The organism is Streptomyces sp. NPDC034099 (assembly GCF_055575415.1).
In genome coordinates, this window is record NZ_JBVISR010000004.1 from 440,002 (window position 1) to 461,906 (window position 21,905).

Genomic DNA, 21,905 nt, shown 5'->3' on the forward strand with positions numbered 1-21,905 from the left:
CTAGGGCCTGCGGACCCGGGGAGCCGCCCGCGCGGTCCCCGTCCCCTCTCACACCCCCAGTTCCGCCGCGACCCGCCCCGTGCGCACCGCGGCCACCAGTTCCGCGTGGTCCGCCTCGGTGCGGTCGGCGTAGGCGACGGCGAAGGCGGCGACCGCCTCGTCCAGCTCGCCGTTCTTGCCGCAGTAGCCCGCGATCAGCCGCGGGTCGGCGCTGTGCGCGTGGGCCCGGGCCAGCAGGGCGCCGGTCATCCGGCCGTAGTCGTCCAGCTGGTCGGCGGCCAGGGCCGCGGGGTCGACGCTGCCCTTGCGGTTGCGGAACTGCCGTACCTGGAAGGGCCGTCCGTCGACCGAGGTCCAGCCGAGCAGGATGTCGCTGACCACCTGCATGCGCTTCTGCCCCATGACGACCCGGCGGCCCTCGTGCGCGGTCTCGGGGGCCTCGAACCCGGCGGCGGCCAGGTGGGGCAGCAGCGCGGAGGGCCGGGCCTCCTTGACCTGGAGCACGAGCGGTTCGCCCCGGTGGTCCAGGAGCAGCACGACGTACGACCGCGTGCCCACGCTGCCGGTGCCGACGACCCGGAAGGCCACGTCGTGCACCGCGTACCGGGCCAGCAGCGGCAGCCGGTCCTCGGAGAGGGTGGCCAGGTACCCCTCCAGGGCGCCCGCGACCGCCGCCGCCTCGGCGTCCGTCACCCGGCGCAGCACCGGCGCCGCGTCCACGAAGCGCCGCCCGCCGTCCTCGGTGGACTCGGTGGACTTCGCCGCGAAGCGCCCGCTGGTGTTGGCCCGCGCCTTCTCGGACACCCGCTCCAGCGTGCCGAGCAGGTCGTGGGCGTCGGTGTGGGAGACCAGTTCCTCGTCCGCGATGGCGTTCCAGGCGTCCAGCGCGGGGAGCTTCGCCAGCAGCCGCATGGTCCGCCGGTAGGCGCCCGCCGCGCCGTGGGCGGCCTCGCGGCAGGTGTCCTCGTCGGCGCCCGCCTCCCGGCCCGCCAGGACGAGGGAGGCGGCGAGCCGCTTGAGGTCCCACTCCCAGGGGCCGTGGACCGTCTCGTCGAAGTCGTTCAGGTCGATGACCAGGCCGCCGCGGGCGTCGCCGTAGAGACCGAAGTTGGCGGCGTGCGCGTCCCCGCAGATCTGGGCGCCGATCCCGGTCACCGGCGTGCGCGCCAGGTCGTACGCCATCAGGCCCGCCGACCCGCGCAGGAACGCGAACGGCGTGGCCGCCATCCGCCCGGCGCGGATCGGGGTGAGCCCCGGTATCCGTCCGCGATGGGACTCCTCGACCGCGCTCACCGCGTCCGGCCGGGCGGCGTCCAGGTCGAGCGCGGCGTGCGCGGAGCGCGGGACGCGCGTGCGCAGCGCCTTGCCCTCCGCCTTCGGCGACCCGGCCACGGGCCACCGCGCGAACCCGGGGACGTCCGGCAGCCGCCCGCCCGGCGCCGCCCCTCCCGTCCCGTACCCCGCTCCCCGCGTCCCCTCCGCGTCCGCACGCGCCGTGGGCACCGCCCCGGCCGCCCCTCCGGTCGCCGTCTCCGTGCCCGCCCCCGCCGTCGACCCGGTCATCCCGGCCGCCCTCCCCCTGCTCGTCGTACCCGTCCGCACCCGTGCGGCGTACCGCGTCGTGCCGTGCCTCGCCGTACCCGCGCGGCGGACCCGTCGGCGCCGCGCCGCGCCGGCGCGCCACGACCGTACCCCCGGCCGCACCGCCCGTACACGGACCCCTGTCCGCGGCCCTCATAACGCCGGGCAGGGGGCGAAACGGGAGGTGCCGCCGCCCCGCCCGGCGCGCCTACGGTGGCCAGTGATCACCACGGAGCGCGCCCGCCGAAGCATCCACAGCAGCCTGCCCCGCGCCGGCGGGCGCGCTCCCTGTCCCCGACGTCCCGGATGCCGCACGTCCCGCACACCTTCCCCAGGGACCACCCACCGAGGAGACCGAGGAACCGCCATGACCTCCGACACCCCCACCGCCCCCGAAGAGCCCACACCGGGGCCCCGGCCCGGCCCGGGTTCCGGCGCCGACCGCGGGATCAGCCGCAAGACGCTGCTCAGGGCGGCCGTCGCCGCCGGCGCCACCGTCCCGCTGCTCGCCACCGGCGGTATCGCGCTGGCCCGGGACGCCGCCCGCTCCTCCACCGGCCGTGCCCTGACGCCGACCCCGTACTGCGACGACGGCGACGACCCCACGCCCGACCAGATGGAGGGCCCGTACTTCAAGCCGAACTCCCCGCTGCGCACCAATCTGGTCACCCCCGGCACCCCGGGCACCCCGCTGACCGTCAGCGGCTACGTCTTCGGCCGGAACTGCGCCCCGCTGTCCGGCGTGCTCCTCGACTTCTGGCAGGCCGACGACAACGGCGACTACGACATGGCCGGGTACACCTTCCGCGGCCACCAGTTCAGCGACGCCACCGGCGCCTTCGCGCTGCGGACGATCGTCCCCGGCCTCTATCCCGGCCGCACCCGGCACATCCACGTCAAGGTGCAGGCCCCCGGCGAGCCCGTGCTCACCACCCAGCTCTACTTCCCCGGCGAGCCCCGCAACAGCACGGACACGATCTTCGACCCGGCCCTGCTGATGAACGTCCGCGGCGCCGGCGGCGGCAAGGAGGGCACCTTCGACTTCGTCCTGAACGTGGACGGCGACACCGGCCCCACGGATCCGCCCACCGACCCGCCCACCGACCCGCCGGGCGGCACCTGGGCGAGCGGCCACGCCTACACCGCCGGCGACCGGGTGACGTACGGCGGCCGGTCCTACCGCTGCCTCCAGGCGCACACCTCGATGACGGGCTGGGAGCCGCCGAACGTGCCGGCCCTGTGGCGACCGGAGTCCTGAGACCTTCCTCACAGCGCAGGCATCGCGGGCCACCGCGCCCGGACACGCGGAAGCCCCCCAGGTCTGAGACCTGGGGGGCTTCCGGCTGGTGCGCGAGGGGGGAGTTGAACCCCCACGCCCTTGCGGGCACTGGAACCTGAATCCAGCGCGTCTGCCTATTCCGCCACCCGCGCATTGGGTGTGTCTTCCGGGCTTTTCCTTGCGGTCCGGCGCCTTCCGACACGAGAACATTAGCACGCTGGAAGAGGTCGATTCACATCCCTTTCCCCCCGCGGACCGGGGCGCCCGCCCTCTTCGGGCACTCGTCCCGGTCCTTGGCCGTTCACGTATCAACCTCGTACCGGTCCGGCCCGTCTCCCCAGGAGCCGGTGGGGGACCGCGGTCAGGTGCGGGACACTGGTCTGCGGCCGCCTCTACGATCCTGGGCATGAGTACCTGCGGGAGCGCATCCCGAAGGTCCGCGGGAGTTCGAAGGGGAGCTCCGGCGGGAACTCCGAGAGGCGTCGACACCCGTCGACCGGGCCGACAGGGGGAACCAGCCGATCGACCGGCGCGTGGATACGATCAGTAAGCAGTACCAGGTGGGCAGTGCGGGACCGCACGGCACTGCGCGAGACGGCACGACGCGACACAGCACGGCGCAGGACAGCAGTACGCAAGGCAGTGGACAGGACGGCAGCGACGGAGGAGGTGCCCCATGGGAGTCCTGAAGAAGTTCGAGCAGCGTCTCGAAGGTCTGGTCAACGGCACCTTCGCGAAGGTCTTCAAGTCCGAGGTGCAGCCCGTGGAGATCGCGGGAGCGCTCCAGCGCGAATGCGACAACAACGCGACCATCTGGAACCGCGACCGCACCGTCGTGCCCAACGACTTCATCGTGGAACTGAGCACGCCCGACTTCGAGCGGCTCAGCCCCTACTCCGGGCAGCTCGGCGACGAGCTGGCCGGCATGGTCCGCGACTACGCCAAGCAGCAGCGCTACACCTTCATGGGGCCGATCAAGGTCCACCTGGAGAAGGCGGACGACCTCGACACCGGCCTGTACCGGGTGCGCAGCCGTACGCTCGCCTCCTCCACCAGCCACCAGGGCGGACCGGGCCCCGCGGCACCCCCGGCCCCGCCCGCCCGGCCCAGCGCCCCGGGCGGCGGGTACGGCTACCCGCCGGCCGCCGCCCCCGCGAGCGCCCCGCCCATGCCGTCCGCGCCGCCACCCGGCCGTCCCGGCGGCTACGGCTACCCGCAGCCCGCCGGCGGCCAGCAGCCCCCGGCCCCACCCGCGCCCGGCGGACGCACCCGCCACTGGATCGAGATCAACGGCACCCGCCACCAGATCTCCCGCGCGACGCTCGTGCTGGGCCGCAGCACCGAGGCCGACGTGCGGATCGACGACCCCGGCGTCTCCCGCCGGCACTGCGAGATCCGGACCGGAACGCCCTCGACGATCCAGGATCTCGGGTCCACCAACGGCATCGTGGTGGACGGGCAGCACACCACCCGCGCTACGCTCCGTGACGGCTCACGGATCGTCGTGGGCAGCACCACCGTTATCTACAGGCAAGCCGAAGGGTGATCCGGGGGCAATGTCAGAGCTGACCCTCACGGTCATGCGGCTGGGTTTTCTCGCCGTACTGTGGCTGTTCGTGATCGTGGCCGTGCAGGTCATCCGCAGCGACCTCTTCGGTACGCGGGTCACCCAGCGCGGCGCGCGGCGCGACGCCGCCCGACCGCAGCAGACCGCCACGCGCCAGGGCCAGGCGCCTCCACCTCAGCGCCAGCAGTCCGGCGGTGGCCGCGGCCGCCGCGGCGCGCCCACCAAACTGGTCGTGACGGAGGGCACCCTCACCGGCACCACCGTTGCCCTCCAGGGCCAGACCATCACGCTCGGCCGGGCACACGACTCGACGATCGTGCTGGACGACGACTACGCCTCCAGCCGCCATGCCAGGATCTACCCGGACCAGAACGGCCAGTGGATCGTCGAGGACCTGGGCTCCACCAACGGCACCTACCTGGACCGGGCCCGGCTGACGACCCCCACGCCGATTGGCCCCGGGGCGCCGATCCGCATCGGCAAGACCGTCATCGAGCTGCGGAAGTAGTGCTACACCAATGAATGAGCGCGAGCGGAGCGAGCACGCAGCGGCGGCCGGCACCCCGGGCCCCGGCGCGCTCCCGACCGGAGGGTGGGCAGTGTGGCTCGACACGACCGGCTGCAGTCGGAGCCGACGGGCGAGGTGCGCATGAGTCTGTCACTGCGCTTCGCCGCCGGTTCCCACAAGGGCATGATCCGGGAGGGCAACGAGGACTCCGGGTACGCCGGTCCGCGTCTGCTCGCCATCGCCGACGGCATGGGCGGCCAGGCCGCCGGTGAGGTCGCCTCCTCCGAGGTGATCTCCACCATCGTCGCCCTCGACGACGACGTGCCCGGCTCCGACGTCCTCACCTCCCTCGGCGCCGCCGTCCAGCGCGCCAACGACCAGCTGCGGCAGATGGTCGAGGAGGACCCCGCCCTGGAGGGCATGGGCACCACGCTCACCGCCCTGCTGTGGACCGGCCAGCGCCTGGGCATGGTCCACGTCGGCGACTCCCGCGCCTACCTGCTGCGCGACGGCGTCCTCACCCAGATCACCCAGGACCACACCTGGGTGCAGCGCCTCGTCGACGAGGGACGGATCACCGAGGAGGAGGCGGGCACCCACCCGCAGCGCTCCCTGCTGATGCGCGCCCTCGGCAGCGGCGACCACGTCGAGCCCGACCTGTCCATCCGCGAGGTGCGGGCCGGCGACCGCTACCTGATCTGCTCCGACGGACTCTCCGGCGTCGTCTCCCACCAGACGATGGAGGACACCCTCGCCAGCTACCAGGGCCCCCAGGAGACCGTCCAGGAGCTGATCCAGCTCGCCCTGCGCGGCGGCGGCCCCGACAACATCACGGTCATCGTCGCCGACGTCCTCGACCTCGACACCGGCGACACCCTCGCCGGGCAGCTCTCCGACACCCCCGTGGTCGTCGGCGCCGTCGCCGAGAACCAGGCCCAGATGGGCGACAACGGCATCATGCAGACCCCGGCCGGACGCGCCGCGGGCCTCGGCCGGCCGGGCGGACAGCGCGGCGGGGGCGGCGAGTTCGGCCCGCCCGGCAGCGGCGACACCACCGGCTTCATCCCCACCGGCGGCTTCGACGACTACGGCCCCGACGACTTCGTCAAACCCCGCAAGAACCGCAAGTGGCTCAAGCGGTCCCTCTACACCGTCCTCGCCCTCGCCGTGATCGGCGGCGGCACCTACGGCGGCTGGCGCTGGACCCAGACCCAGTACTACGTCGGCACCAACGACGACCACCTCGCGCTGTACCGGGGCATCAGCCAGGACCTCGCCTGGGTCTCGCTCTCCAAGGTCCAGAAGGACCACCCCGAGATCGAACTCAAGTACCTGCCGCCCTACCAGCAGAAGCTGGTCGAGGCCACCATCCCCGAGGGCGACCTCAACGACGCCCGGGCCAAGATCGAGGAACTGGCGGTACAGGCCTCCGCCTGCAAGAAGCAGGCCGACCGGCGCACCGCGGAGACCGAGAAGAACGCGAAGACGGGCGAGGGCGAGGCCGGGGGCACCACGGGAACCACTCCCGCCTCCTTCACGTCCAAGGCCTCACCGAGCCCGAACCCGTCGGGATCGCCCGAGACACCCGAATCGTCCGAGTCCCCGTCCACGACCGCACCCACTCCAGGCTCAGGACCGACCCTCTCGGAGGAAGAGCAGAAGGTCGTCTCGCTGTGCGGTAAGCAGTAGGCAAGCCGTGAGAGGCCCTGTCACACGATGAGCAGTACTACCAACCCGTCGACGCACCACACGTCCACGATCGGCGCCATCGGCGCCCCGAGCCGGCGCAACACCGAGCTGGCTCTGCTCGTGTTCGCCGTCCTCATCCCGGTCTTCGCCTACGCCAACGTGGGCCTCGCCATCAACGACGAGGTGCCCGCGGGGCTGCTGAGCTACGGCTTCGGCCTCGGCCTGCTGGCCGGCGTCGGCCATCTCGTCGTGCGCAAGTTCGCGCCGTACGCGGACCCGCTGCTGCTGCCGCTGGCCACCCTGCTCAACGGCCTCGGACTGGTCGCCATCTGGCGCCTGGACCAGTCCGAACTGCTCCAGAGCATCGACCAGGCCGGCACCGCGGCACCCCGCCAGCTGATCTACACCGCGATGGGCATCGCGCTGTTCGTCGCCGTGCTGGTCTTCCTCAAGGACCACCGCGTCCTGCAGCGCTACACCTACATCTCCATGGTCGGCGCCCTGTTCCTGCTGCTGCTCCCGCTCGTCCCGGGCCTCGGCAAGAACATCTACGGCGCCAAGATCTGGATCCAGGTCGGCTCCTTCTCCATCCAGCCCGGTGAGTTCGCCAAGATCGTCCTGGCGATCTTCTTCGCCGGCTACCTGATGGTGAAGCGCGACGCGCTCGCCCTGGCCAGCCGCCGCTTCATGGGCCTCTACCTGCCGCGCGGCCGCGACCTCGGCCCCATCCTGGTGGTCTGGATCGTCTCGATCCTCATCCTCGTCTTCGAGACCGACCTCGGCACCTCGCTGCTGTTCTTCGGCATGTTCGTGATCATGCTGTACGTCGCCACCGAGCGGACCAGCTGGATCGTCTTCGGTCTGCTGATGTCCGCGGTCGGCGCCGTCGGCGTGGCCAGCTTCGAGCCGCACATCCAGCAGCGCGTCGACGCCTGGCTCGACCCGATGCGCGAGTTCGCGCTCTCCCGCGCCAACCAGGTCGGCCACTCCGAGCAGGCCATGCAGGCCCTGTGGGCCTTCGGCTCCGGCGGCACCCTCGGCACCGGCTGGGGCCAGGGCCACTCCGAACTGATCCGCTTCGCCGCCAACTCCGACTTCATCCTCGCCACCTTCGGCGAGGAGCTCGGCCTCGCCGGCCTGATGGCCCTGCTCCTGCTCTACGCCTTGATCGTGGAACGCGGCGTGCGCACCGCCCTCGCCGCCCGCGACCCCTTCGGCAAGCTCCTCGCCATCGGCCTCTCCGGCGCCTTCGCCCTCCAGGTCTTCGTCGTCGCCGGCGGTGTCATGGGCCTCATCCCGCTCACCGGTATGACCATGCCCTTCCTGGCCTACGGCGGCTCCTCCGTCATCGCCAACTGGGCGTTGATCGGCATTCTGCTGCGCATCAGCGACACCGCGCGCAGACCGGCACCCGCCGCGCCCGCCAGCCCCGACGCCGAGATGACCCAGGTGGTCCGACCGTGAACAAGCCACTGCGCCGAATCGCGATCTTCTGCGGCCTCCTCGTCCTCACCCTCCTCATCCGGGACAACTGGCTCCAGTACGTCCAGGCGGACGAGCTCAAGGAGGACGAGCACAACCGCCGGGTCGCCATCGAGCGGTACGCCAGCCCCCGCGGCGACATCATCGTCGACGGCAAGGCCATCACCGGACACGCCACCACCGAGGGCGACTTCAAGTACAAGCGCACCTACAAGGACGGCGCCATGTGGGCACCCGTCACCGGCTACGTCTCCCAGGCCTTCGGCGCCACCCAGCTCGAGTCCATCGACGACGGCATCCTCACCGGCAACGACGACCGGCTCTTCTTCCGCAACACCCTCGACATGATCACGGGCAAGAAGCGCGAGGGCGGCAACGTCGTCACCACCCTCAACAGCGCCGCCCAGAAGGCCGCCTACGACGGTCTGAAGAAGCAGGGCGCCAAGGGAGCCGTCGTCGCGATCGAGCCGGCCACCGGCAAGATCCTCTCAATGGCCTCGTACCCCTCGTACGACCCCACCTCCATCGCGGGCAGCAACGACGCGGCCGGCGAGGCCTGGAACAAGCTCCAGAAGAAGAACAACCCCGACGACCCGATGCTCAACCGCGCCCTGCGCGAGGTCTACCCGCCCGGTTCGACCTTCAAGGTCCTCACCGCGGCGGCGGCCCTGGAGCACGGGCTGTACGACTCCGCCGACGAGAAGACCGACTCCCCGCTGCCGTGGACCATGCCCGGCACCACCACGCCCCTGCCGAACGAGGGCGACCTCCCCTGCAAGAACGCCACCCTCCGCGAGGCCCTGCGCGTCTCCTGCAACACCGTCTTCGGCAAGATCGGCTACGACCTCGGCAACGACAAGATGCTCGAGACGGCCAAGAAGTTCGGCTTCACCGAGGAGCAGTTCGTCCCGGTCCGTTCCAGCGCCTCCGTCTTCTCCGACGACATGAACGACTCGCAGGTCGCGCTCTCCTCCATCGGCCAGTTCAACACCGCCGCCACCCCGCTGCAGATGGCCATGGTCACCTCGGCCATCGCCAACAACGGCACCCTGATGAAGCCGTACATGGTCGACGAGCTCCAGGCCCCGAACCTCGACACCATCGAGAAGACGGACCCCGAGGAGATGAGCAAGCCGCTGTCCGCGGACAACGCCCAGATCCTCCAGTCCATGATGGAGACCGTCGTCGAGGACGGCACGGGAACCAACGCCGAGATCGACGGCGTCAAGGTGGGCGGCAAGACCGGTACCGCGCAGCACGGTGTCGACAACAGCGAGAACCCCTACGCCTGGTTCATCTCGTACGCCAAGGCCGACGACGGCAGCTCGCCCGTCGCCGTGGCCGTGGTGATCGAGGACGAGAGGGCCAGCCGCGACGACATCTCCGGCGGCGGCCTCGCGGCACCGATCGCGAAGAACGTCATGGAGGCCGTCATCGACAGCAAGAAGTGACCGCGCCATGAACGGGACGTGACTCCGGTCACGTCCCCTTCACATCGGCGCACGTTGCGATACCGGTCCTGTATCGGCTGCCCGGCTCGGCCAAGGGGCCAGGAGCGAGCCGGGTACGGTAGGCCGGACGGCAGCCTCCGACCGTACAAGCATGCCGGTCGGGACCGACGGAGAGGGCTGGTAGGTAACCATGGAAGAGCCGCGTCGCCTCGGCGGCCGGTACGAGCTGGGCCCGGTGCTCGGCCGTGGTGGCATGGCGGAGGTTTACCACGCGCATGACACCAGGCTCGGGCGCCAGGTGGCGGTGAAGACGCTGCGCGCGGACCTCGCGCGCGACCCGTCCTTCCAAGCCCGGTTCCGCCGAGAGGCCCAGTCGGCCGCCTCGCTCAACCACCCCGCGATCGTGGCGGTCTACGACACGGGCGAGGACTACATCGACAACGTGTCGATCCCGTACATCGTCATGGAGTACGTCGACGGCTCCACGCTCCGTGAGCTGCTCCACTCCGGCCGCAAACTGCTGCCGGAGCGGACGCTGGAGATGACCATCGGCATCCTCCAGGCCCTGGAGTACTCGCACCGGGCCGGCATCGTCCACCGCGACATCAAGCCGGCCAACGTCATGCTCACCCGCAACGGCCAGGTCAAGGTCATGGACTTCGGCATCGCCCGCGCCATGGGCGACTCCGGCATGACGATGACCCAGACCGCCGCCGTGATCGGCACCGCCCAGTACCTCTCCCCGGAGCAGGCCAAGGGCGAGCAGGTCGACGCCCGTTCCGACCTGTACTCCACGGGCTGCCTGCTCTACGAGCTGCTCACGGTGCGTCCGCCGTTCGTCGGCGACTCCCCGGTGGCCGTCGCCTACCAGCACGTGCGCGAGGAACCGCAGGCGCCGAGCGTCTTCGACCCCGAGATCACGCCCGAGATGGACGCGATCGTGCTGAAGGCCCTGGTCAAGGACCCGGACTACCGCTACCAGTCGGCCGACGAGATGCGCGCCGACATCGAGGCCTGCCTCGACGGCCAGCCCGTCGGCGCCACCGCCGCGATGGGCGCCATGGCCGCCGGCGGCTACGGCGCCTACCCCGACGACCAGCCGACCACCGCCCTGCGCTCGGACGGAGGCGGCGGCGCCACCACCATGCTGCCGCCCATGAACCCGGACGACGGCGGCTACGGCTACGACGAGCGCCCCGACCGGCGCCGCCAGCAGTCCCGCAAGAAGAACACCTCCACGATCTTCCTGGTCCTGGCCGGCATCCTCGTCCTCGTCGGCGCCATCCTGATCGGCAAGTACGCCTTCAGCGGGGGCGGGGGGGCGGGCAACGACAAGGTCCCGGTGCCGGCGTTCATCGGACTGAGCAAGGACGACGCCCAGCAACAGGCGGACAACATCGACCTGGTGCTCACGTTCAAGCAGCAGGAGTGCGAGGACCAGCCCAAGGGCAAGGTCTGCGCACAGGACCCCGAGCAGGGCACCGACGTCGAGAAGAAGTCCACCGTCAACCTGGTGGTCTCGACCGGCGCACCGAAGGTCGCCGTCCCGAACGTGATCGACAAGAACGTCGACGAGGCCACCAAGCAGCTCGAGGACAAGGGCTTCGTGGTCGAGACCAAGCAGACCGAGTCCTCCCAGGACGAGGGCACCGTCCTCAGCCAGGACCCCGACCCGGGCAAGGAGCTGCAGAAGGGCTCCACGGTGACCCTGGAGGTCGCCAAGGCCGAGGAGAAGGCCACGGTCCCGGACGTCGTCGGCCGCAGCTGTGACGAGGCCAAGTCCCAGATGGAGAACAACGGCCTCGAGGCCACCTGCACGGACCAGCCCACCAACGACCCGAACCAGGTGGACAAGGTCATCTCCACCACGCCCTCCGCGAACCAGCAGGTCGACCCGGGCTCGAAGGTCACGATCGTGGTCGGCAAGGCCGTGGAGAAGAAGAAGGTGCCCGAGATCAAGCTCGGTACGCCCCTGTCCCAGGCCCAGCAGACCCTGCAGCAGGCCGGCTTCACCAACATCCAGGTCAACGGTCCGAACGACGGCAACGCGGTCGTCATAGGGCAGAACCCGCCGGCCAACAGCGAGGTAGACGACCCGGCCGGCACGCAGATCACCCTCACCACGGTGGGCGGCAACGGCGGAAACGGCGGCAACAACCGGGGCAACGACAACGGCGGCGCCATCGGCGGCCTCCCCGGCTTCGGCGGCTGACCCGCCTGCCCTACCGACCGACCGGAGCCCCGGCCCCTCAGCTCAGCGGAGGGACCGGGGCTCCGTCGTACGCACCACCATGAATCGATCGTGTCTTCGTATGTCATGACTCGTTGACAAAGGGTGACCACACAACCCGACCGGGGGACCGACCCATGATCAGCGAGACCGCCCTACTGGAATCACCGGCCCTGCGCAGCAGCGTCCTCGAACGCACGGACGTACTCGACCGCGTCAAGGCACTGTCCTTGCTGCCGGATGGCATGCACGTGACGACGGCGATGGTGGCGACGTACTTCCAGGTCACCGCCGAAGCCGTCCGACAGCTGGCCAAACGCCACCGTGCGGAACTGGCAGCCAACGGGATGTCCGTGCTCCGAGGCGCTGACCTGCGGCAATTCGAGAGTGACAACATGTCACTCTCGCTGGCCAGTTATCCACAGGCCCGCCGAAGCCTCACCATCTACTCCAGGCGAGCCGTACTCAACATCGCCATGCTCCTGCGCGACAGCGACGTCGCCCGCCAGGTACGCACCTACCTCCTGGACATGGAATACCTGGTCCGCACACAGCCTGTGGAGAACCCGTCCCCGACAGACACCTCCGCGCTCGACGCCCGCATCGACCAACGCATCACCCACATCCTCGGCAGGACAGTCGTGCCGATGTTCAACGCACTGATTGAAACATCGAGCGATCACCGACGAGAGCTCATCGCTCTCCGGACAGGAGTCCAGCGCATCGAGAAGCGGCTCCGGCAACACAACGCCCGGCTGCAACGGCTGGAAGGCCCGCGAGAGGACCGTCCGCTTGCCGGTGTCATGGCCTCCATGGACGCCATGAACGGCCGCGAGTTCGAGGAGCATGTCGCCACGCTGCTCCGCCGCGACGGGTGCCCACGTCCTCGTACGCGGTGGCAGCAGGGACCGGGGCATCGACATCACCGCGCTCACCGCTGACGGACGAACGATCGTCGTCCAGTGCAAGAGGTTCGCACCTCACCTCACCATCACCAGTCCCGAGATCCAGAAGTTCATCGGGGCGGCCAAAGTCCTGCACAGGTCCGAAGTCGCCCTGTTCGTGGCTACCTGCCCCTTCACACGTGACGCTCAGAACATCGCCGTCGAGAGTGGCATCACCACCGTGCATCGCGGACTCCTGGAAGCGTGGAGCGCCGGTGCACCACTGAACGTCTTGCAGTAGGCGAACGAAGAGGCCCGAAGCCGCAAGAGGAAGTTGCGGCTTCGGGCCTCCGTCATGTTAGGGGACTGAGTTGCCTCGAGGAACTCAGTCCCCTCAGCGCAGTTCCTTCGGCGGGGTCCGCTCTCCGTCCACCTTCTCCGTGCGGACCAGCTCGCCCCACACCACGTAGCGGTAGCGGCTCGTGTAGACCGGGGTGCAGGTCGTCAGGGTGATGTAGTGGCCGGCCTTCTTCTTGCCGGACTCGCCGGGGACCGCGTCGAGGACGTCGACGTTGAACTTCGAGGTCTCGGGGAGGACGGCGTACGCCTTGTAGACGTACCAGGTGTCCTTCGTCTCGAAGACGATCGGGTCGCCCTTCTCGATCTTGTCGATCTTGTGGAACTTGGCGCCGTGCCCGTCCCGGTGGGCGGCGAGCGCGAAGTTGCCCTTCTTGTCCGAGGTGGGCAGCGTCGCCTTGACCGGGTCGGTGTAGTAGCCGGCCACGCCGTCGTTGAGGATCTTCATCGACGTGCCCTTCTCGACCAGGATGTCGCCCTCCCCCATCGCCGGGACGTGCAGGAAGCCGATGCCCGCCTTGGTGTCCAGGGCGCCCGGACCGCCCGCGCCGTCCCCGCCCACCCGGTCCTGGGCCCAGTTGTCACGGACCTTCTCGGCCTGCTTGTCCGCCGCGCGGTCGGCGACCACGTTCGTCCACCACAGCGAGTAGACGACGAACAGGCCCATCACCAGGCCCGCGGTGATGAGCAGCTCGCCGAAGACGCTCACCGCCCGCGCGACGATCCGCCGGGGGCCGCGCCGGCGGCGTGCCCCGGGCTCCGGTGGGCCGTCCTCGCCGGCGTGCTCCTGGTGCTCCGTGTCGGTGGTCGCTGCCACTGGTCATCCGCCCTTAACTGACGAGCGCATCCGGCTTGCCCTTGCTGCGCGGCCGTTCCTCGACCATCTTGCCCCACACGATCATGCGGTACTTGCTGGTGAACTCCGGCGTGCAGGTGGTGAGGGTGATGTAGCGGCCGGGTCCCTTGAAGCCCGACTGCTTCGGGACCGGGTCCAGCACGCTGACGTTGCTGGGCGACGTCACCGGCAGGATGGACGCCATCTTGTACACGAAGTACTTGTCCTGCGTCTCCACCACGATCGGGTCGCCCGGCTCCAGCTTGTTGATGTACCGGAACGGCTCGCCGTGCGTGTTGCGGTGCCCCGCGAGCCCGAAGTTGCCCGTCTTCGCGTCCGGCATCGCCGTCTTCAGACCGTCCTCCGCGTAGTGCCCGACCATGCCCCGGTCCAGCACCTTCTTGCTGCTGATGCCCTCCGCGATCGGCACCACCACGTCCAGCTTGGGAATGTGCAGCAGCGCGAACCCCTGGCCCGGTTCGAACGACCCCGGATTGCGCTTGCCGTTCGCCCAGTCGTCCTGGAGGTTGCTCGCGGCCCGGTCCGCCTGCGCGTGCGCCCGCACGTTCGTCCACCACAGCTGGTAGGTGACGAACAGCAGCATCAGCACACCGGTCGTGATGAAGATCTCACCGATCGCCCGGCTGGCGATCACCGCGGCGCCGGGCTTGCGCGCCCGCGCCTGCCGACGGGCCTCCACGCGCGACAGGGGCGCCTTCGGCGTCTGGTCGGCCTCCTCCTCCGGAGACTGGCCCCTGGGCGCCCCACGGCGCCCGTGACGCCGTTTCGCGGCCTTCCTGCGGGCCGCGCGTCCCCCACCAACGGGGCCGTCCCCGGCAGGGGCGGCGGCGGAGCCGCTCTCCGTCCGGCGCACCGGGGGCTCCGGAACCCGCAACGCCACCGTCTCGTCGTCGAGGAGCGGCGGCCGGTACTGCTCCCCGAACGCACCGGAATCCCCGTACGGCTGCCCGTACGAGGATCCCTGGTCACCGGCCGTGCCGGAGTCACGCTCGGGGCGCAGCGCGGTCACGCCGTGGCCCTGCCCACCACCGGGGCGAGCCCCGCCGACCTCGCCACCGCGTCCCGGTCACCGCACTCCACCAGCCAGTTGGCCAGCATCCGGTGCCCGTGCTCGGTCAGCACCGACTCCGGGTGGAACTGCACGCCCTCGACGAGCAGTTCCCGGTGACGCAGGCCCATCACGATCCCGTCGGGCGTACGGGCCGTCACCTCCAGCTCCGCCGGCACCGTGGCCGGCTCGGCCGCCAGCGAGTGGTACCGCGTCGCCGTGAACGGCGAGGGCAGGCCCGCGAAGACGCCCTTGCCCGTGTGCTCGACCGGCGAGGTCTTGCCGTGCAGCAGCTCCGGCGCCCGGTCCACCACACCGCCGTACGCCACCTGCATCGACTGCATACCCAGACAGACGCCGAAGACCGGCACCCCGGTCGCCGCGCAGTGCCGCACCATCTCGACGCACACCCCGGCCTGCTCCGGCGTACCCGGGCCGGGCGAGAGCAGTACGCCGTCGAAGCCGTCCTGGGCGTGGGCCGTCGACACCTCGTCGTTGCGCAGCACCTCGCACTCGGCGCCGAGTTGGTACAGGTACTGGACCAGGTTGAAGACGAAGCTGTCGTAGTTGTCGACGACGAGGATGCGCGCGCTCACTGGTTGTCCACCGTCACATCGTTGAAGGGGAGCAGCGGTTCCGCCCACGGAAAGACGTACTGGAAGAGGACGTAGACCACGATCATCGCCAGCATCAGCGAGAGCAGCGCCTTCACCCACGCGTTCCCCGGCAGATGCCGCCAGATCCAGCCGTACATGCCGTCCCTTCCGTCGCACCACGGCGCCAGACTCACGCCGTACCGCACCAGACTAGCGGCGCGCGGCCCTCGGGAACGGCCCTAATCCACAGGCTGGGCATAGTGCAGGTCCGCCGTGCCCGAGTAGCCCGGCAGCGTCACCCGCCCGTCCTCCTCGACCTTCCAGCCGAGCCCGTACACGTTGACGTACACCATGTAGTTCTGGATCGCCGGCGACTTCGCCAGCGCCTTCTTCAGCCGCTCCGGGTCGCCGACCGCCTGGATCTTGTACGGCGGTGAGTAGACGCGGCCCTGGAGGATCAGGGTGTTGCCCACGCAGCGCACCGCGCTGGTGGAGATCAGCCGCTGGTCCATGACCTTGATGCCCTCCGCGCCGCCCTGCCACAGGGCGTTCACCACGGCCTGGAGATCCTGCTGGTGGATCACCAGGTAGTCGGGCTGCGGTTCCGGGTAGCCGGGGAGCTTCGCGGTGGCGTCCGGCGGGGCGTCGTCGAGCGTGACGCTGATCGCCTCGCCCTTCAGCTTCTGCGTGCCCGCCTTCTCCTCCAGCGCCGCGAGTTCGTCGTCCTCCGACTTCGTACGGCCGTCGTCGCGCTCGGCGAGGGATTCGACGTCCTCGCGCAGGGCCCCGTTGGACTCCTCCAGATCGCCGTTGCCCCGGCTGCGCTCATGGATGAGATCGGACAACTTGAGCAAAGAGGCGTCCGTACGGATATTGGTGCCCTTCGCGGTATTGAAGCTGGTGAAGAAAATAAGTCCCGCGAGGGCGAAGACGGCCGCCGTGAGGATCCGCACGGGCCGGAAACGGCGCGGGCGGACAGGGCTGGATCCCGTCCCGGGGGAGTCGGCAGAATTGCTCAACGTACCCTTATCTCCTTCGGCGCCACGGAAGGACTACGCTAACGGACGCCCGGGGGAGCGCTCAGAGTCCCCTTGTCCCCATGTACGCCGCATTCCGAGACCGAGCCCCGTTCCCTGCGCGGCCACGCAGCGCATCGACAGGAGAGACCCTCGTGCCGAAGTCACGTATCCGCAAGAAGGCCGATTACACGCCGCCGCCCTCGAAGCAGGCGACCAGCATCAAGCTGACCAACCGCGGCTGGGTGGCTCCGGTCATGCTGGCCATGTTCGTCATCGGCCTGGCCTGGATCGTCGTCTTCTACGTCACCGACGGTTCCCTGCCCATCGACTCCCTGGGCAACTGGAACATCGTGGTGGGCTTCGGTTTCATCGCGGCGGGCTTCGGCGTCTCGACGCAGTGGAAGTAACCCCGGCGGCGGCTCCGCAGTAGCTCTGCCCAGGGCTGTTCAGGGAGTTATCCACAGGCGTTATCCACATGGGGAAAAGAAAGACGATCTGTGGATAACCCGCCGGGCATTGACGCCAGTGTGACGGAAGTACCGGCTGCCTTCAGGTTCCGAAAACATGTTCGCCCCCTGCCTGACCTGCGAAAACACTGGTCAGTGACAGGGGGCACATGTGTTCCCGCACACTGTGCACAAGATCCGCCACCTACTGTGGACAACGAGTGCTCAGGTGAGCTGGGCCGTCCTCAACAGGGTCAGTCCGACGACGACCAGCAGGACCAGCGCGCAGGTGCCGTACTGGACGAGCGTGCGCCGCCCGCGCGGGGCGTGGAGCATGGCATAGCCGATCACGGCACCCGCGACGAGGCCGCCGACGTGGGCCTGCCAGGAGATGTTGCTCCGGGTGAAGGTGAAGATCAGGCTGATCACCAGCAGGATGACGACCGGCCGCATGTCGGCGTTGCGCCGGCGCATGAGCGCGGCGGTGGCGCCGAAAAGACCGAAGATCGCACCGGAGGCACCGAGGGTGGCCGTGGTGGGTGACTCGAGCAGGTAGGCGAAGACGCTGCCGGCGAGGCCCGAGACTAGGTAGAGCGCGAGGTAGCGGGCTCTACCGAGGGCTGCTTCCAGGGGGCCGCCCAGGAACCAGAGGGTGATCATGTTGAAGCCGATGTGCCAGATCTCCTGGTGGGTGAACATCGTGGTCACCAGGCGGTACCACTCGCCCTCCGCGACGCCCTCGGTCGGGACGAAGGGGGCCGGGGGCCAGCGCCCGATGAGCACCATGTCGGCGAGGAAGGAGTCGGGCAGCGCCCGGACGGCGATGAACACCGCCACGTTGATCCCGATCAGGATCTTGGTGACGAGGTGCGGGTCGGCCGCGACCGTACCGCCCGCGAGGGTGCGGGGCCGGGAGGCACTCGGGGCCGGTCCGCTGCCCCCCGGTGTGCGGCCGGCGGCGCAGTCGGGGCAGTGGAAGCCGACTGAGGCGTTGACCATGCAGTCCGTGCAGATGGGGCGCTCGCAGCGGGTGCAGCGGATACCGGTCTCGCGGTCGGGATGGCGATAGCAACCGGGCAGGCTCTGGGCATCCGGTCGGCCTGCGGCCGCGTGGTCCATGGCATCCCCTCGGTCGTCCCTGCGGGCGGTGTGTGCAGATGCACCGCCCCGTCCTTCTCTACGGATGGACGGGGCGTTTGGTTCCTGCCCGTTGTGCGGGGAGTCAGGCGTTCCGCGTTTCGATGACGACCGACTCGATGACGATGTCGGTGAGGGGGCGCTCGGTGCGGGGGTTGGTCGGGGTGGCGGCGATGGCGTCGACGACCTTCCGGCTGGCCGGGTCGGTCACTTCGCCGAAGATCGTGTGCTTGCGGTTCAGCCAGGTCGTCGGGGAGACGGTGATGAAGAACTGCGAGCCGTTGGTGCCGGGACCGGCGTTGGCCATGGCCATCAGGTAGGGCTTGTCGAAGGCGAGGTCGGGGTGGAACTCGTCCGGGAACTGGTAGCCGGGGTCGCCGGTGCCGTTGCCCAGCGGATCGCCGCCCTGGATCATGAAGCCGCTGAGGACCCGGTGGAAGACGGTGCCGTCGTAGAGCTTGGCCATGGATTTCTCGCCGGTGGCGGGGTGGGTCCACTCCCGCTCGCCGCGGGCGAGTTCGACGAAGTTCCTGACGGTCCTGGGCGCGTGGTTCGGCAGCAGCCGTACCTCGATGTCACCTTGGTCGGTCTTCAGGGTGGCGTAGAGCTGCTCGGCCACGACGTGCCTTCCCTCGTCCTGTTGTGCGCACCGATCCTCGCACGGTCGGGGCACGTTCGGCGCTCATCCCGCTGGGTCACGAGCGTGGGGCGCCGATCCGTGGCATGGTCGTGGACAGCCGCGTGTTGCCCGGTATTCGTCCGTTATTGATGTCGATCAGCTCTTGTCCGCAACTTCATCACCACTTGTCCCAGAGGGCGCGGCGGCCTCGTCCGTGACCCGGATGCCCGCCCTCACATGCCTGGCGGTGCGTCCGCAGGCATGATCCGTAAAAGGGTGGAAAGTCGAATTACCGTACGCCACCGAGGAGGAGGAACCCGTGACCCGCATCGACAGCGTGCGCGCCGCGACCGGTTCGGCGAAGGACAGCGTGCTGCACGCCGCGGAAGTGGTGGCGCCCTACGCCGACACGGCCAAGGACAGGGCCGCTCACTACGCACAGGAGGCGCGCGTACGGCTGGCGCCCAAGGTGTCGCAGGCCGCAGACCAGGCCCGCCTTCAGTACGACGCGCGAGTCGCGCCGCGACTGGAGCAGGCCCGTACGCATGTGCCGCCGAAGATGGACGCGGCCGCGCAGGAGGCAGCGATCCGTGCGCGTCTGGCCGCCCGGCAGGCGGCCGACTATTCACGACCGAGGATTGAGCAGGCGGTGGCCGCGGCCGGTCCGGTGCGCGACGAGGCCACGGCGCGTGGTGCGGCCGCGCTGGCCGCGCTGCGTGGTCAGGTCACGGCGAAGGAGATCCAGCGGCTGACGCGCAAGCACCAGCGACGTGCCAGGGCCGGTCGGATCGCCAAGGTCCTCGCGGTGGCCGGCATCGTCGCGGGCGGCGCCTTCGCCGCGTGGAAGTGGTGGGACAAGCAGGCCAACCCGGACTGGCTGGTGGAGCCGCCGGAGGCGACGGAGGTTCCCGAGTCGGGCCGGCTGACGTCGGTGGACGGTACCGGCGAGGCGATCCTCGATCCCGAGGTGCAGGCCAAGCAGGCCCAGGAGGAGGCGGCGGAGGGCGACGAGCCCCGCTGATCCTCGCTCGCCGTACCGGCGTCGGCTGCTGCTTCTTACCGCTGCGGGGCGGGAGACCCTGAGTCTCCCGCCCCGCAGCGACGTTTCACGTGAAACCGCGCTCAGCGGCCGTAGCGGCGTTCCCGGAGGGAGTAGGAGCGCAGGGCCCGCAGGAAGTCGATCTCGCGGAAGTCCGGCCAGTAGGTCTCGCAGAAGTGGACCTCGGCGTAGGCGGACTGCCAGAGCAGGAATCCGGAGAGCCGCTGTTCGCCGGAGGTGCGGATGATGAGATCGGACTCGGACCGTGTCTTGGAGTACAGGTGCTTGGAGATGTGCTCCATGGTGAAGGTGTCGATGAACTCGTCGATGTCGCCGCCCTGGGAGCTGTGCTCCATCAGGGCGGACCGCACGGCATCGACGATCTCGCGCCTGCCTCCGTAGCCCACGGCGACGTCGACCTTGGTGCCGCCCTTGCGGCCCTGGGTGGCGGCGGTGGCGGTCTTGAGGCGGCTCGCGGACTCGGCGGGCAGCAGGTCCAGGGCGCCGACGGCTTCGACGGGCCAGGGGTTGCCCGGCGCGGCCAGCTGCTCGACGACCTCGGCGATGATGTCGATGAGGGGGTTCAGCTGCTCTTCGGGCCGGTGCAGGTTGTCGTCGGAGAGCATGAACAGGGTGACGTGCTCGATCTGCGCGGAGTCGCACCAGCGCAGGAAGTCCAGCACCTTCGCGCCACCGGCCCGGTAGCCCTCGCGGGGGTCGTCGATGCCCGACATCTTGGCCCACCGGCGGTTGCCGTCCAGCATGATGCCGATGTGCTGGGGGCGTGGGCGTCCCTCCAGCTCCTTGGCCAGCCGCTTCATGTAGAGCGCGTCCAGAGCGGCTCGTACCTTGGCCCGCATGGTCTACCCCTTCCACCTCGTCGGTAGCGAACGGACGGCTCCGACGGCGATGAGCCACGTGGCACCGCCCCGCGGGGGTGTGGCGCTGATGCCTTGTGGGGTGACGATATCAAGAGCAGACAGCACCGCCCGGGCGCCGAGAGCGGCCCGGCCGTGAGCCCTTTCCGGTGCCGACGCGGGCGCCGGAGCGTTGTTCCACGTGGTCAACTGGCCCTTTCCCTCCGGTCGTTGTGGATCACCCGGTCGGTGCGGGCGGTGTCGGGCGCGGTGTGAGGGTGACGACGGTGAGGAACGTCTCCGCCCGCCGGGGCCCGGACGGCCGGGCCGCTGCGGCCCGCCTGGAGAGAACAGAGCGCCTCCGACCCATGTTTCCGCAGGTCGGAGGCGTTCTTGACGGTGGAGCCTAGGGGAGTCGAACCCCTGACATCTGCCATGCAAAGACAGCGCTCTACCAACTGAGCTAAGGCCCCTCGGGCGGCCTCGCCGGTCCTGGTGTCGCGGACCGTCGGGTGCCGCGGACAAGAGTACCGGGTCGCCCCCCGTATCTCACAAATGATTGGGGGTCCCGGGGAACGACCACGCTCCGTAAGATGCTCGGCGTGGTTCGCTGGAGCGAACTGCGGTTTTTGGGGAAGCGATGGGGAGACGCAATGGACGCCGCACAGCAGGAAGCCACCGCAAGAGCGCGGGAACTGCAGCGGAACTGGTACGGGGAGCCGCTGGGGGCGCTCTTCCGCAGGCTTATCGACGATCTCGGTCTCAACCAGGCTCGTCTCGCGGGGGTGCTGGGGCTGTCCGCACCGATGCTGTCGCAGCTGATGAGCGGCCAGCGGGCGAAGATCGGCAATCCCGCGGTGGTCCAGCGGGTGCAGCTGCTGCAGGACCTGGCGGGGCAGGTCGCCGACGGCAGTGTGAGCGCGGCCGAGGCCACGGAGCGCATGGACGAGATCAAGAAGTCGCAGGGGGGCTCGGTGCTCAGCAACACCACGACGACGACCAGTAGTTCGGGTGCGCCCACGGTCAAGCGGGTGGTCCGGGAGATCCAGTCGCTGCTGCGCTCGGTGGCGGCTGCCGGGGACATCATCGATGCCGCGGACTCCCTGTCCGCCTCGCACCCGGAACTGGCGGAGTTCCTGCGGGTGTACGGCGCGGGCCGCACCTCGGACGCGGTCGCGCACTACCAGTCCCACCAGAACTGACCCCGTGGGTCCGGTCGCCGAGGGGGTCGGCGGCCGGGCCCGCGGGAGTGGCGCGACA

The 21,905-nt window shown here is 69.9% G+C and carries 21 protein-coding genes and 2 tRNA genes; 12 read left to right on the forward strand and 11 right to left on the reverse strand.

What is annotated here, in order from left to right:
• Positions 1 to 48: 48 nt before the first annotated feature.
• Positions 49 to 1,563, reverse strand: coding sequence for a DUF2252 domain-containing protein (locus ACZ56V_RS14470; protein ID WP_398911462.1), 1,515 nt, complete (start codon positions 1,561 to 1,563; stop codon positions 49 to 51).
• Between the two features lie 385 nt (positions 1,564 to 1,948).
• Between ACZ56V_RS14470 and ACZ56V_RS14475 the strand changes: the two genes are divergently transcribed.
• Positions 1,949 to 2,839: a carbohydrate-binding protein gene (locus ACZ56V_RS14475; RefSeq protein WP_467378778.1), complete on the forward strand. Its 891-nt coding sequence runs from the start codon at positions 1,949 to 1,951 to the stop codon at positions 2,837 to 2,839.
• An 86-nt stretch (positions 2,840 to 2,925) separates the two neighbouring features.
• Here the strand turns inward: ACZ56V_RS14475 and ACZ56V_RS14480 are convergent.
• Positions 2,926 to 3,012 (reverse strand) — tRNA-Leu (locus ACZ56V_RS14480).
• Between the two features lie 524 nt (positions 3,013 to 3,536).
• Here ACZ56V_RS14480 and fhaA point away from each other — a divergent pair.
• The 8 genes from fhaA (at position 3,537) to ACZ56V_RS14520 (ending at position 12,972) form a co-directional block, all read left to right on the forward strand.
• Positions 3,537 to 4,406, forward strand: a complete 870-nt coding sequence (gene fhaA / locus ACZ56V_RS14485; RefSeq protein ID WP_398911459.1) for an antibiotic biosynthesis regulator FhaA — start codon at positions 3,537 to 3,539, stop codon at positions 4,404 to 4,406.
• A gap of 10 nt (positions 4,407 to 4,416) precedes the next feature.
• A complete protein-coding gene (fhaB, locus tag ACZ56V_RS14490) occupies positions 4,417 to 4,935 on the forward strand; it encodes an antibiotic biosynthesis regulator FhaB (RefSeq protein WP_003975090.1) in 519 nt (172 codons plus the stop codon).
• A gap of 141 nt (positions 4,936 to 5,076) precedes the next feature.
• Entirely contained in the window at positions 5,077 to 6,624 is a 1,548-nt protein-coding gene (locus ACZ56V_RS14495) for a Stp1/IreP family PP2C-type Ser/Thr phosphatase (protein WP_104636379.1), read from the forward strand.
• A 27-nt stretch (positions 6,625 to 6,651) separates the two neighbouring features.
• Positions 6,652 to 8,088 (forward strand): FtsW/RodA/SpoVE family cell cycle protein, encoded by a 1,437-nt coding sequence (locus ACZ56V_RS14500; protein WP_104636375.1) that lies wholly within the window; start codon positions 6,652 to 6,654, stop codon positions 8,086 to 8,088.
• Positions 8,085 to 9,557, forward strand: a complete 1,473-nt coding sequence (locus tag ACZ56V_RS14505) for a peptidoglycan D,D-transpeptidase FtsI family protein (protein ID WP_468942322.1) — start codon at positions 8,085 to 8,087, stop codon at positions 9,555 to 9,557. Before ACZ56V_RS14500 ends, ACZ56V_RS14505 begins: the two co-directional genes overlap by 4 nt.
• Positions 9,558 to 9,747: 190 nt before the next feature.
• Positions 9,748 to 11,769: a Stk1 family PASTA domain-containing Ser/Thr kinase gene (pknB, locus tag ACZ56V_RS14510; protein WP_467378776.1), complete on the forward strand. Its 2,022-nt coding sequence runs from the start codon at positions 9,748 to 9,750 to the stop codon at positions 11,767 to 11,769.
• Between the two features lie 155 nt (positions 11,770 to 11,924).
• Complete coding sequence (locus ACZ56V_RS14515) at positions 11,925 to 12,728, forward strand: restriction endonuclease (RefSeq protein ID WP_468942327.1); 804 nt, start codon at positions 11,925 to 11,927, stop codon at positions 12,726 to 12,728.
• Complete coding sequence (locus ACZ56V_RS14520; RefSeq protein ID WP_468942330.1) at positions 12,634 to 12,972, forward strand: restriction endonuclease; 339 nt, start codon at positions 12,634 to 12,636, stop codon at positions 12,970 to 12,972. Before ACZ56V_RS14515 ends, ACZ56V_RS14520 begins: the two co-directional genes overlap by 95 nt.
• 93 nt (positions 12,973 to 13,065) lie before the next feature.
• Here ACZ56V_RS14520 and ACZ56V_RS14525 read toward each other — a convergent pair whose 3' ends face one another.
• The 5 genes from ACZ56V_RS14525 to ACZ56V_RS14545 are packed head-to-tail and all read right to left on the reverse strand — an operon-like array spanning position 13,066 to position 16,547.
• Positions 13,066 to 13,845, reverse strand: a complete 780-nt coding sequence (locus ACZ56V_RS14525; RefSeq protein WP_398911451.1) for a class E sortase — start codon at positions 13,843 to 13,845, stop codon at positions 13,066 to 13,068.
• Between the two features lie 13 nt (positions 13,846 to 13,858).
• Positions 13,859 to 14,893: a class E sortase gene (locus ACZ56V_RS14530; protein ID WP_356369886.1), complete on the reverse strand. Its 1,035-nt coding sequence runs from the start codon at positions 14,891 to 14,893 to the stop codon at positions 13,859 to 13,861.
• Positions 14,890 to 15,528 carry an aminodeoxychorismate/anthranilate synthase component II gene (locus ACZ56V_RS14535; RefSeq protein ID WP_398911449.1) on the reverse strand — a complete coding sequence of 213 codons (639 nt, stop codon included), beginning with the start codon at positions 15,526 to 15,528 and terminating at the stop codon, positions 14,890 to 14,892. Before ACZ56V_RS14535 ends, ACZ56V_RS14530 begins: the two co-directional genes overlap by 4 nt.
• Positions 15,525 to 15,722 carry a hypothetical protein gene (locus ACZ56V_RS14540; protein ID WP_174256084.1) on the reverse strand — a complete coding sequence of 66 codons (198 nt, stop codon included), beginning with the start codon at positions 15,720 to 15,722 and terminating at the stop codon, positions 15,525 to 15,527. The genes ACZ56V_RS14535 and ACZ56V_RS14540 overlap by 4 nt, the downstream gene beginning before the upstream one ends.
• A gap of 45 nt (positions 15,723 to 15,767) precedes the next feature.
• Positions 15,768 to 16,547, reverse strand: coding sequence for a DUF881 domain-containing protein (locus ACZ56V_RS14545; protein ID WP_398911447.1), 780 nt, complete (start codon positions 16,545 to 16,547; stop codon positions 15,768 to 15,770).
• 152 nt (positions 16,548 to 16,699) lie between these two features.
• Between ACZ56V_RS14545 and crgA the strand changes: the two genes are divergently transcribed.
• On the forward strand, positions 16,700 to 16,954 hold the full coding sequence (gene crgA, locus ACZ56V_RS14550) for a cell division protein CrgA (RefSeq protein ID WP_052836723.1): 255 nt from the start codon (positions 16,700 to 16,702) through the stop codon (positions 16,952 to 16,954).
• Positions 16,955 to 17,218: 264 nt separating this feature from the next.
• Here the strand turns inward: crgA and ACZ56V_RS14555 are convergent, their stop codons facing one another.
• Both ACZ56V_RS14555 and ACZ56V_RS14560 read right to left on the reverse strand, forming a co-directional pair.
• Positions 17,219 to 18,112: a rhomboid family intramembrane serine protease gene (locus ACZ56V_RS14555; protein ID WP_468942337.1), complete on the reverse strand. Its 894-nt coding sequence runs from the start codon at positions 18,110 to 18,112 to the stop codon at positions 17,219 to 17,221.
• A gap of 103 nt (positions 18,113 to 18,215) precedes the next feature.
• Positions 18,216 to 18,749, reverse strand: a complete 534-nt coding sequence (locus ACZ56V_RS14560; protein ID WP_398911443.1) for a peptidylprolyl isomerase — start codon at positions 18,747 to 18,749, stop codon at positions 18,216 to 18,218.
• Positions 18,750 to 19,068: 319 nt separating this feature from the next.
• Between ACZ56V_RS14560 and ACZ56V_RS14565 the strand changes: the two genes are divergently transcribed.
• Entirely contained in the window at positions 19,069 to 19,770 is a 702-nt protein-coding gene (locus ACZ56V_RS14565; protein ID WP_104636365.1) for a DUF5324 family protein, read from the forward strand.
• A gap of 101 nt (positions 19,771 to 19,871) precedes the next feature.
• Here the strand turns inward: ACZ56V_RS14565 and ACZ56V_RS14570 are convergent, their stop codons facing one another.
• Positions 19,872 to 20,648 (reverse strand): isoprenyl transferase, encoded by a 777-nt coding sequence (locus ACZ56V_RS14570; protein WP_398911441.1) that lies wholly within the window; start codon positions 20,646 to 20,648, stop codon positions 19,872 to 19,874.
• Positions 20,649 to 21,045: 397 nt separating this feature from the next.
• A tRNA-Ala gene (locus ACZ56V_RS14575) sits at positions 21,046 to 21,118 on the reverse strand.
• A gap of 180 nt (positions 21,119 to 21,298) precedes the next feature.
• Between ACZ56V_RS14575 and ACZ56V_RS14580 the strand changes: the two genes are divergently transcribed.
• Positions 21,299 to 21,847: a helix-turn-helix domain-containing protein gene (locus ACZ56V_RS14580; RefSeq protein WP_356369868.1), complete on the forward strand. Its 549-nt coding sequence runs from the start codon at positions 21,299 to 21,301 to the stop codon at positions 21,845 to 21,847.
• Positions 21,848 to 21,905: the final 58 nt, after the last annotated feature.

Bases quoted from the DNA above. Each gene is read 5' to 3' on its own strand.
- fhaA (WP_398911459.1), top strand. From the start codon at position 3,537: ATGGGAGTCCTGAAGAAGTTCGAGCAGCGTCTCGAAGGTCTGGTCAAC.
- ACZ56V_RS14580 (WP_356369868.1), top strand. From the start codon at position 21,299: ATGGACGCCGCACAGCAGGAAGCCACCGCAAGAGCGCGGGAACTGCAG.
- ACZ56V_RS14520 (WP_468942330.1), top strand. From the start codon at position 12,634: ATGTCGCCACGCTGCTCCGCCGCGACGGGTGCCCACGTCCTCGTACGC.
- ACZ56V_RS14515 (WP_468942327.1), top strand. From the start codon at position 11,925: ATGATCAGCGAGACCGCCCTACTGGAATCACCGGCCCTGCGCAGCAGC.
- fhaB (WP_003975090.1), top strand. From the start codon at position 4,417: ATGTCAGAGCTGACCCTCACGGTCATGCGGCTGGGTTTTCTCGCCGTA.
- ACZ56V_RS14500 (WP_104636375.1), top strand. From the start codon at position 6,652: ATGAGCAGTACTACCAACCCGTCGACGCACCACACGTCCACGATCGGC.
- ACZ56V_RS14470 (WP_398911462.1), bottom strand. From the start codon at position 1,563: ATGACCGGGTCGACGGCGGGGGCGGGCACGGAGACGGCGACCGGAGGG.
- ACZ56V_RS14475 (WP_467378778.1), top strand. From the start codon at position 1,949: ATGACCTCCGACACCCCCACCGCCCCCGAAGAGCCCACACCGGGGCCC.
- ACZ56V_RS14570 (WP_398911441.1), bottom strand. From the start codon at position 20,648: ATGCGGGCCAAGGTACGAGCCGCTCTGGACGCGCTCTACATGAAGCGG.
- ACZ56V_RS14555 (WP_468942337.1), bottom strand. From the start codon at position 18,112: ATGGACCACGCGGCCGCAGGCCGACCGGATGCCCAGAGCCTGCCCGGT.
- ACZ56V_RS14495 (WP_104636379.1), top strand. From the start codon at position 5,077: ATGAGTCTGTCACTGCGCTTCGCCGCCGGTTCCCACAAGGGCATGATC.
- pknB (WP_467378776.1), top strand. From the start codon at position 9,748: ATGGAAGAGCCGCGTCGCCTCGGCGGCCGGTACGAGCTGGGCCCGGTG.